Raw genomic sequence first — 9,048 nt, 5'->3', positions numbered from 1 at the left:
GCAGGGGGCAGGGGGCAGGGGCAGGGGAGAAAATTTTTTCTACGAACAACTGACCAATTACCAATTACCAATTACCATGCTAGGTACATTTCAACAAAGCCAAATCCGCATCGAAGTTACAGCATCAGCCGATGCCATTCATGACAGTATTTTGCATCCTTCTCAACTAAAAAAATGGCTATTGGGGCAAAGTTTTCCCCCAGAAATGCCCACAGAATTACCACCAGGATTTGAGTTCACCACCTGGAGTGGACCCGTTTCCATTTATCATCGAGTAGACGTAGTAAAACCCAATTGTCTGCGCTTACTACTCAGTGGAGGCATTGACGGCTTTCACGAATGGTACTGGGGCGAAGGCTGGGTCCAATCCCGCCTAGAAGGCATATCCATGTTACCCCTAAACTTAGGACAAACCCTGAGTTTAGTCAGCTTACGCCAATTCTTAACCACAACCAAGTAACTTCTCCTCTTCCTCCCCTCTGCGTCTCTGCGCCTCTGCGTGAGAAAAATATCATTTAGTAATTACGATATCCATAAAAGCACTCCTCCCGTCGCCAAAACACAGATAATTCCTGTTAACCCCGCGAGGGGTTTTTTATTGATCCCTGTCACCCATGTAGGAACTTGATCTGTGTAGGTAATTAATCCCGCTGTATCTATAGTAGCGATCGCCCATACCCAACCAGCATGAAGTCCCCAAGCAATCCCTAAACCATTACCATCAGCTAATCTGGCTAATACTAAGACCATCCCCATTAACCATAATCCCGGCAATTGAGGCAGAGTTTCTTTTTGTTCCCATACCAAATGTAAGACAGCAAAAACCAAGCTAGAAATAATTGCTGCTAACCAAATTGAAAAATTTTGTTGTAACTGAGTGAATAAAAAGCCCCGAAATACAAGTTCTTCTATTCCCCCCACAAACAAAGCCACTAGGGAAATTGTCAATAAACTAGATGGGATTACCTTGATCTGAGATTTTTCTAAATAGCACCAACCGGCGCAAATTTGCCCAAAAAATACTATAGCTAGACTGAAAACACCCAAGCTAAAACCCAGTAATAAAGAACCAAAAATAGAAACTTTCCCCACTAATCCATAATCAGGGAAAGAACCCAATTCCAACCATTGAAATCCCCAGAGAATTAGCGGCACTAATAAATAGAGAGATACTAATAAAGGAATTTTTTGCTCTGGTTGTAAAGATTTGTGTATTTGCCAATTCAAGGTAATGGCTAAAACTGCTACCAATGGCAACCAGCAACCTATCCAAATAATAAAAAAAGCCACGACCAAAAATACTGGCGTATCTTTGAGAAACTCCAGTAAAGTATGGACTGATGACTCTAAAAATGACAGTGGAATAGACATAAAAAACATGACTAACTTCCTGCAACAACAGATTTCTTGATGAATAATCAAGACTCTACTAGAATTTGTGACTCATGGAAGAGGTCAAAACGTTTTTATGTCTGATCCCACTGCAATTATTTAACTACGGCTACTAATTAGCGGTAGCTTTAGGGATAAATTCATCAGAACCTACCTTAAACTTATCCCTGATAGGTGAAAAATTTTATTCTTCTGCGTCTGATTCATCAGCATCATCATCAGACTGGATCAACTTTTTATCACTTTCACCAAGCTGAATCAAGTGAATATGTTTGTAACCGAGTCTAATTTCAAATTCGTCACCGGGTTCTAGGTTCATCGCTTTGGTGTAGGTTGCACCGATCACAATTTGACCATTTTGATGAACACTGACCCGGTATGTCGGTTCGCGGCCACGTCCATCTTTTGGTGCTTCTGGGCTGAGGGGAATGCCTCTAGCTGACAATAAAGCATCATAAAAGTCTGTTAAATTAACCCGAACTTGGCTATTTTTAGTAATGGTGTAATAACCACATTGCTTTGCTCTTTCCCGACGTGGTAAGGTGGAAAGTTCTTTAACTTTCGCCAGCAATGTTTTTCCTGTTAATGGGGCAGTTGCAGTTTCGGTCATTATGCTCTAATTTTCCTTAATCTCTTCAAATTTATAGCGTAGCACGGACTTAGCCATTTCCGAGTTTTTTTGTGTGTCTAGTATTGAGCAATCAGTGCAACTGGACTTCAGAAATCAACAAAACATGAGGGTGATGGGTGAATTCCTGCTGATATGGCAGCAACAGAAGACTCTATTATAGTTGTCTATAATAGGTTGATAAGTCATAGTTGCCACAGACATTTATTTCAGTAATTTTACGGCGTTTTTAACCATCATTGGCCATCGGAAATTAAATTATTTTCTCTTTGGTCACTGTTGTAACGGTGTAACTTCAAGCCACCTTTACAAGTCAGGTTAGTTCTACTCCAAAAAAGATCAAGCAGCCCGGCTTTGGGGTTTCCCAAAATAGAGGAACTGCCGCGTAGAGCCAATAAATTACAGGTTTTTCACATTCAGGGCTGCTCTCTCTTGCCTTTGAGTTATGGGACTAAAGACAGCATTATGATTTGTATGTGGTCTGACGGACATACACCCTTTTATTTTGCCAGTAGAGACATAAATTTTCTAGTCTCTACATTACGAAGAAACCAAAGAAGTGTTAGCCGTGCTTATGCGGCTATTCTGATTTTGTTGGTTCGTAATTTTCTATTAAATACTAGCATGAAATAATAATAGCAAAATATTTTTTAAATTTAAAATTCATTTGACAACTAAATTTTGATCTAGATCCCTGGGGTTGAGCAGCTAAAATACAGTAGAGATTTTCCTCAAGCTTGATACTGTCGTGAGGATGATGGCAGGACTTTTATAAAAGTTAATCTAATTTAGATGTACTTTCGGTGAGTGAGTCAGTTAAATTCTAGAGTTTCTATGGCTTCACCACAGGAGCTATCTCGGACTATAAACAAAAACCGGGGTGAAAAATCCCTGCTGTTAATCATTATGAGATTCAAAACTGTGATAGCGAAGCGCTCCGCAGGAATCAGATTATCTACGTCTGTCTAGGGGAAGAATAAATTTACCATATCTATGGGCTATTTGATAGCCACTCTTCTGAGATGTTCACTGGCTTTAACACTTATATATATTTAAGGATGTAGAATTTTGATAACTAGGGCTTGACGAAAGAAGTATTAAGTGTAAAGGATCAATGGTGAAGGCTGCCGTCAACTCAAGCGTGAGAGAAAATCTATGTTTATACTTTACGCTTCATCCTTCCCTAGCTTCATGATTTTTGAGGTAGGTAAGGTAAGAGAGAAGATTTGAACCCCAGATTTGGATTGATCATCATGGAAGTTATTTTTAAGATTACTCGACAAGAAGAAAATTCTCCCCCTGTTTTCAAGTCTTATATTTTGAAGGTAGAACCAGGGAATACTATCCTGGATTGTCTCAATCAGATTAAGTGGGAACAAGATGGAACTTTAGCATTTCGCAAAAATTGCCGCAATACAATTTGCGGTAGTTGCGCTGTGCGGATTAATGGGCGTTCTGCTTTGGCTTGTAAGGAGAATGTGGGGAGTGAACTGGCTAGACTGGAGAAAATATCATCATCTGCAAATCAGCCGCAAACTACTCCAGAAATTACAGTTGCACCTTTGGGGAATATGCCTGTAATTAAGGATTTGGTTGTGGATATGAATGGTTTTTGGCATAATCTGGAGACGGTTGCTCCTTATGTGAGTACCGCTGGGAGACAAGTTCCTGAAAGGGAGTTCTTGCAAACGCCACAAGAGCGATCGCTTCTTGATCAAACTGGCAATTGTATTATGTGTGGAGCTTGTTATTCTGAATGTAATGCTTTGGAAGTCAATCCTGATTTTGTTGGTCCCCATGCTTTGGCTAAGGCATATCGCATGGTGGCAGATTCCCGTGATCATAATACTGAACAAAGATTAGATACCTATAGTGCGGGAACTCAAGGGGTTTGGGGTTGTACTCGTTGTCTTTATTGTGATGCAGTTTGTCCGATGGAAGTTGCCCCGTTAGCACAAATTACGAAAATTAAACAGGAAATTCTGGAGCGTAAACAAGCTGATGAAAGTCGGGCCATTCGTCACCGCAAAGTTTTAGTTGATTTGGTTAAACAAGGTGGTTGGATTGATGAACGTCAATTTGGGGTTCAAGTAGTTGGTAATTATTTCCGCGATTTGCAAGGGTTACTCAGTCTTGCACCTTTGGGGTTAAGAATGCTAGTTAGGGGTAAATTTCCTCTTGCTTTTGAACCATCTGAGGGGACCCAGGAAGTGCGATCGCTCATCGAATCTGTACAGAAAATTGATTAATTGATTGTGAGTTAATAAGTTATGGGCGCAGGCCCTGCGCCCCTACCGCCTTGATTAAGTTGGATCTTGGGGGATATTTAATTTTCGCCCAAATCGGTCATAAACCAAAATATCCCATTGTCCATTATTACTGTACTCAAAGGCGATTCTATTACCATCCGCACTAATTGTGGGATTGCGGACTTCTCCTGGGAGATCACTTGTTAAATTTCGTGATTGACGCACATCTCGATCATAAAAAACAATTTGTGTTCGTCCTTGACGACTAGCAGCAAAGACAATAAATTTGCCATTGTCAGAAGCCGCAGGATGGGAAGCAATTGTATCAAAGGAATTTAAACCGGGTAAGTCTACTAAATTACGAGTCACTGGATCAAACATATATATATCTTGACTGCCTCGGCGATCGCTCGTAAATACTATATATCTCCCAGAAACTTGCGGATTTAATTCAGATGAGAAACTATTTAAACTCCTTCCCCCGGAATCAAATGGGTAACTGAGTAAGCGCGGGTAGCCAAAACATCCAGTTAACAGAGTTGAACATAAAACTAAAATTATTGATAATTTGGCGTTGCTGATAGCCTGCGTGGCGAAGCCATATTGAGGTATGAAATTCCTAAATTGAACCTTTAAAACTCTTACCTTTGGGTCTTTGCGCCTTTGCGTGAGACTAAAATTCATACCCTTAATCAGCAACGCCGATAATTTATAATTCATAGGATTGTGAAATAAAAAATTCCCCCTCTCAAAAGAAAAGGGAGAAATAAAAATGTACTTACAAAAACCAACCGTAAGAATGTAAACCCTTACCGAGAAGATTTACACCCAAGTAACAAATCCAAACGACAACAAACCCAGCAGCAGCTAAAATTGCCGGTTTTCGACCTTGCCAACCGCGAGTTATTCTAGAATGTAGGTAAGCTGCAAAAACTAACCAAGTAATTAACGCCCAAGTTTCCTTGGGGTCCCAACTCCAATAAGAACCCCAGGCTTCATTAGCCCACACCCCACCGGCGATAATCCCAATTGTGAGGAGAGGAAATCCTAACCCAATGATGCGATAACTGATATTATCCAGGGTTTCAGCTAGATTAAGACGTTGAGGTGAGAGGATTTCCGCCGTTTGCATGGGGGTAGTTGTGACTAAATCTAAAACCGCAGTCCCATTTCCATTGTTATTACTTTCAACGCGAGAAAAACTATTAGTTTCCGCTGCGGGTGTGGATGTAACTAACTCACCAGCTTTCAGTAATTTATAACCATTACTCCGATAACCACCGTTACCAACGGAACTACCTTGTAATTGGATATTTTGTCCGCGAGTCACAATTAAAAAAGCGATCGCTAACAATGCACCCACCATCAAAGCGGAATAACTCAACATCATGACACTGACGTGCATCATTAACCAATTTGATTTTAAAGCAGGGACTAAAGGCTCTGACACTTGCATATTGGATGGTAAAGTCAATGTCGCAAAAGCAGCAATTCCCATCGCTACAGGTGCAGTGACAACTCCTACCAAACGGCTACGACTGCTATTTTCGGCAATTAAATGAACAGCGGTAATTCCCCAAGTCAGGAAAAATAAAGACTCGTAGAGATTACTGAGGGGAAAATAACCCGCTTCAATCCATCTTGCTCCTAATAGAGTCGCCATACACAAATTAGCGATCGCCATTCCGGCTGTTCCCAAAGCCGCTGTCACCGATAAATTCGGAAAAGCCGCTCCCACCCAATAAACTAACATCGTACAGAATAAGACAGCAAAAGAGGCATTATCTAGCCAGTTCTGGAGTACAACCAGATTCATAAGCACTTCTCTCCAGTGGATGCTTGAAAATATCAATTCCGATTATCTTGATCCTATCTGGTTTTGGCGATAGGTGACTCAATACCAGGATTCATTACCAGAAAGTCCTGCATTTCACGGGTCTTGGTATAAGAGTATTAATATAGGCTGCAAGCAAAAAACAAGTTATAGCAAAATCGTTTTTCCTAACTTTGATATGCCTTTTGGTAGCTAGTCAAGGTGAGGAAGTCCGGTAGCTTGACCTTGACTGAATATCTGACTAGCGTACAATAAATAGTACATCAAGGTTAGGGGAAGTAATTAGCTATTATATAGTAGCGGTGTACTAACGCTGAGTATTCAGTGAGTATTGAGTATTTATGGCTTTAGCAAACTAAAAGCTTGATATTAAACACTCAAGTTAGCAAAATCAGACCTTTTAAGTATTTTATGAGTATCCCTGATACGATAAATCCTGAAAGTATTAATTTTGCGGCATTTTTGACACCTAGCCTGGGGTAATACCAGCAAAGAGAAGCTGTTTATTTAAGGAATGTAATATGCGTACAGAATGGGTAGCCAAGCGACGTGGACAAAAAAACGTATCGCAAATGCACTACGCTCGTCAGGGTGTAATCACGGAAGAAATGCAATACGTCGCCAAGCGGGAAAACCTCCCTGCTGAACTGATCCGCGCCGAAATAGCACGGGGACGGATGATTATCCCTGCGAATATTAATCACACTAATTTAGAACCGATGGCGATCGGTATAGCTTCTAAATGTAAAGTAAATGCTAATATCGGCGCTTCTCCCAACTCTTCCAACCTCCAGGAAGAAGTTGATAAACTCAACCTAGCGGTAAAATACGGTGCTGATACCGTCATGGACTTGTCCACAGGTGGCGGTAATTTAGATGAAATCCGTACCGCAATTATCAATGCCTCACCTGTTCCCATTGGTACTGTTCCAGTTTACCAAGCTTTGGAAAGCGTTCACGGCACTATCGAAAATCTCACCGCTGACGACTTTCTCCACATCATCGAAAAACACGCCCAGCAAGGGGTAGATTATCAAACTATCCACGCGGGGATTTTAATTGAACATTTACCTTTAGTTAGAAGCCGGATTACAGGAATTGTTTCTCGCGGTGGCGGAATTTTGGCGCGGTGGATGTTGCATCACCACAAACAAAACCCCCTGTATACCCATTTCAACGACATCATTGAGATTTTTAAAAGATATGATGTTTCTTTCAGTTTGGGCGACTCCCTGCGCCCAGGATGTACCCATGATGCCTCCGATGAAGCCCAGTTAGCAGAACTGAAAACCCTGGGAAATCTTACCCGCAAAGCCTGGGAACATGATGTTCAGGTAATGGTGGAAGGTCCTGGTCACGTACCTATGGATCAAATTGAGTTCAATGTCCGCAAACAAATGGAAGAGTGTTCGGAAGCACCTTTCTATGTTCTCGGTCCTTTGGTTACTGACATTGCTCCTGGTTATGACCATATTACCTCAGCTATTGGGGCGGCTATGGCAGGTTGGTATGGAACAGCAATGTTGTGTTATGTGACTCCTAAAGAACATTTAGGTTTACCTAATGCTGAAGATGTACGGAATGGCTTAATTGCGTATAAGATCGCTGCTCATGCGGCAGATATTGCTAGACATCGCCCTGGTGCTAGAGATAGAGATGATCAACTTTCTGAAGCTCGCTATAATTTCGACTGGAATCGTCAATTTGAGTTATCTTTAGACCCAGAAAGAGCGAAGGAATATCACGACGAAACTTTACCCGCAGATATCTATAAAACTGCTGAGTTTTGTTCCATGTGTGGTCCTAAGTTCTGTCCAATGCAGACTAAGGTTGATGCTGATGCTTTGACAGAATTGGAGAAGTTTTTGGCAAAAGAACCTGTAGCGCAAGGTTAAACATTAAACAACAATATCCCCGATTTCTTTAAGAAGTTGGGGATCTAGAACCTTAGTTTTGGGAATCAAAATAAATCTAAAAGCCTTATCAAAATGGAGAAGAAAATCATGAAAATTCATCAATTGATATTCCAAGGATGTGCGCTAGTTATTCTGACTGCATTACCTTCTTTTGCAGAAACAAATAATAAGGTCATTTTAGTTCCTGGTGAAAATCTTTTCCCTCTTAAATGTGAGACTATTCAGGGTAGTATTGATGCAAATGATAAGCTTGCTCCGCCGGTAAGTCTTCATAATTCTGCGTCAAGATATGATTCATATAGCGTCAAAACTGACCCTGGAAATATTGTCTTTTTTGAACTTACTACTCCCAAATCGGACTATTCTAATTTTATGCCACAACTTACTACACAAATGGTTGATAAGAAAAGTGGTGCTATTCTTTCATCAGCAAGCGCTGTTCTACCAAAATCAATTCTTGAAGCTTGGTATTTTAGTCGAAAAGCTACTGAAACTACAAATCGGAATTTATATATTTCTTCTGCTACTTCTGGTGGTAATTATCAATTAAAAATTGCATACGCTAGACCAAGTAGTAATCTTTCCGAATCACAAATAGAAGCGGCTATTGGTATCAATTATCTCGGCTCATCATTCCGGGATTATTTTACTGGTGCTTCCTCGTCTTCATCCCATCGCGTTGATATGAACGCCTTATGTAAAAATTAATATTTATAGCATTCTTCCTTTGTATCTTTGCTTATTTGCGTCTTTGCGCGAAACACAATTCATAAAATCTCTAATGTATGTCTGAGTGCTGCATCTACTAAAGACATTTCTGACCAAAAACCAATAACTTTATCAATTTCTGTATCTAAAACAGTTGCTAGATTATCTGTCATAATCACAGAATCAGTACTTAATCCCGTTTGTTTTCCTTCTGGTGTTGCTATATTCACAAATACTCTGCTAGGGTGTCCAGCACGGGAAACATTACTGGTAATCATAGCTATAATAGTTTGCGATAAACCAGTACCAATATTGTTAGAT

General features: G+C 40.5%; 9 protein-coding genes. 4 read left to right on the top strand and 5 right to left on the bottom strand.

From position 1 onward, the window contains the following. The first annotated feature begins 76 nt into the window (after window positions 1-76). A complete protein-coding gene (locus PN471_RS00045; RefSeq protein ID WP_271775151.1) occupies window positions 77-460 on the top strand; it encodes a hypothetical protein in 384 nt (127 codons plus the stop codon). 62 nt (window positions 461-522) lie between these two features. Here PN471_RS00045 and PN471_RS00040 read toward each other — a convergent pair whose 3' ends face one another. Both PN471_RS00040 and PN471_RS00035 read right to left on the bottom strand, forming a co-directional pair. Then, window positions 523-1,380 (bottom strand): CPBP family intramembrane glutamic endopeptidase, encoded by an 858-nt coding sequence (locus tag PN471_RS00040; RefSeq protein WP_271775149.1) that lies wholly within the window; start codon window positions 1,378-1,380, stop codon window positions 523-525. A 196-nt stretch (window positions 1,381-1,576) separates the two neighbouring features. Further along, complete coding sequence (locus PN471_RS00035) at window positions 1,577-2,002, bottom strand: AbrB family transcriptional regulator (RefSeq protein WP_193898065.1); 426 nt, start codon at window positions 2,000-2,002, stop codon at window positions 1,577-1,579. 1,271 nt (window positions 2,003-3,273) lie between these two features. Here PN471_RS00035 and PN471_RS00030 point away from each other — a divergent pair. Further along, complete coding sequence (locus tag PN471_RS00030; protein WP_271775148.1) at window positions 3,274-4,269, top strand: succinate dehydrogenase/fumarate reductase iron-sulfur subunit; 996 nt, start codon at window positions 3,274-3,276, stop codon at window positions 4,267-4,269. Window positions 4,270-4,323: 54 nt separating this feature from the next. Here the strand turns inward: PN471_RS00030 and PN471_RS00025 are convergent, their stop codons facing one another. Together PN471_RS00025 and ccsB are read right to left on the bottom strand one after the other, a co-directional pair. Further along, window positions 4,324-4,851 carry a TolB family protein gene (locus PN471_RS00025; protein ID WP_271775150.1) on the bottom strand — a complete coding sequence of 176 codons (528 nt, stop codon included), beginning with the start codon at window positions 4,849-4,851 and terminating at the stop codon, window positions 4,324-4,326. Between the two features lie 196 nt (window positions 4,852-5,047). After that, a complete protein-coding gene (gene ccsB, locus PN471_RS00020; protein ID WP_271775147.1) occupies window positions 5,048-6,085 on the bottom strand; it encodes a c-type cytochrome biogenesis protein CcsB in 1,038 nt (345 codons plus the stop codon). A 539-nt stretch (window positions 6,086-6,624) separates the two neighbouring features. Between ccsB and thiC the strand changes: the two genes are divergently transcribed. Together thiC and PN471_RS00010 are read left to right on the top strand one after the other, a co-directional pair. Beyond that, on the top strand, window positions 6,625-7,998 hold the full coding sequence (thiC, locus tag PN471_RS00015; RefSeq protein WP_271775146.1) for a phosphomethylpyrimidine synthase: 1,374 nt from the start codon (window positions 6,625-6,627) through the stop codon (window positions 7,996-7,998). Between the two features lie 108 nt (window positions 7,999-8,106). Then, on the top strand, window positions 8,107-8,727 hold the full coding sequence (locus tag PN471_RS00010; protein WP_271775145.1) for a hypothetical protein: 621 nt from the start codon (window positions 8,107-8,109) through the stop codon (window positions 8,725-8,727). Between the two features lie 59 nt (window positions 8,728-8,786). On the opposite strand, the gene PN471_RS00005 is transcribed toward PN471_RS00010, so the two are convergent. Next, window positions 8,787-9,048: type II toxin-antitoxin system PemK/MazF family toxin (locus PN471_RS00005; RefSeq protein WP_271775144.1), on the bottom strand; the 262-nt coding region annotated here is incomplete at its 5' end.

It is taken from the genome of Aphanizomenon sp. CS-733/32 (assembly GCF_028330045.1).
GTDB classification, from domain to species: Bacteria; Cyanobacteriota; Cyanobacteriia; order Cyanobacteriales; family Nostocaceae; genus Dolichospermum; species Dolichospermum gracile.
The sequence above is the reverse complement of the archived record's forward strand: the minus strand, read 5'-3'. Positions and strand labels throughout refer to the sequence as shown.

Excerpts from the sequence above, each read along its gene's own strand:
- PN471_RS00045 (WP_271775151.1), top strand. The coding sequence starts at position 77 with ATGCTAGGTACATTTCAACAAAGCCAAATCCGCATCGAAGTTACAGCA.
- PN471_RS00040 (WP_271775149.1), bottom strand. The coding sequence starts at position 1,380 with ATGTTTTTTATGTCTATTCCACTGTCATTTTTAGAGTCATCAGTCCAT.
- PN471_RS00035 (WP_193898065.1), bottom strand. The coding sequence starts at position 2,002 with ATGACCGAAACTGCAACTGCCCCATTAACAGGAAAAACATTGCTGGCG.
- PN471_RS00030 (WP_271775148.1), top strand. The coding sequence starts at position 3,274 with ATGGAAGTTATTTTTAAGATTACTCGACAAGAAGAAAATTCTCCCCCT.
- ccsB (WP_271775147.1), bottom strand. The coding sequence starts at position 6,085 with ATGAATCTGGTTGTACTCCAGAACTGGCTAGATAATGCCTCTTTTGCT.
- thiC (WP_271775146.1), top strand. The coding sequence starts at position 6,625 with ATGCGTACAGAATGGGTAGCCAAGCGACGTGGACAAAAAAACGTATCG.
- PN471_RS00010 (WP_271775145.1), top strand. The coding sequence starts at position 8,107 with ATGAAAATTCATCAATTGATATTCCAAGGATGTGCGCTAGTTATTCTG.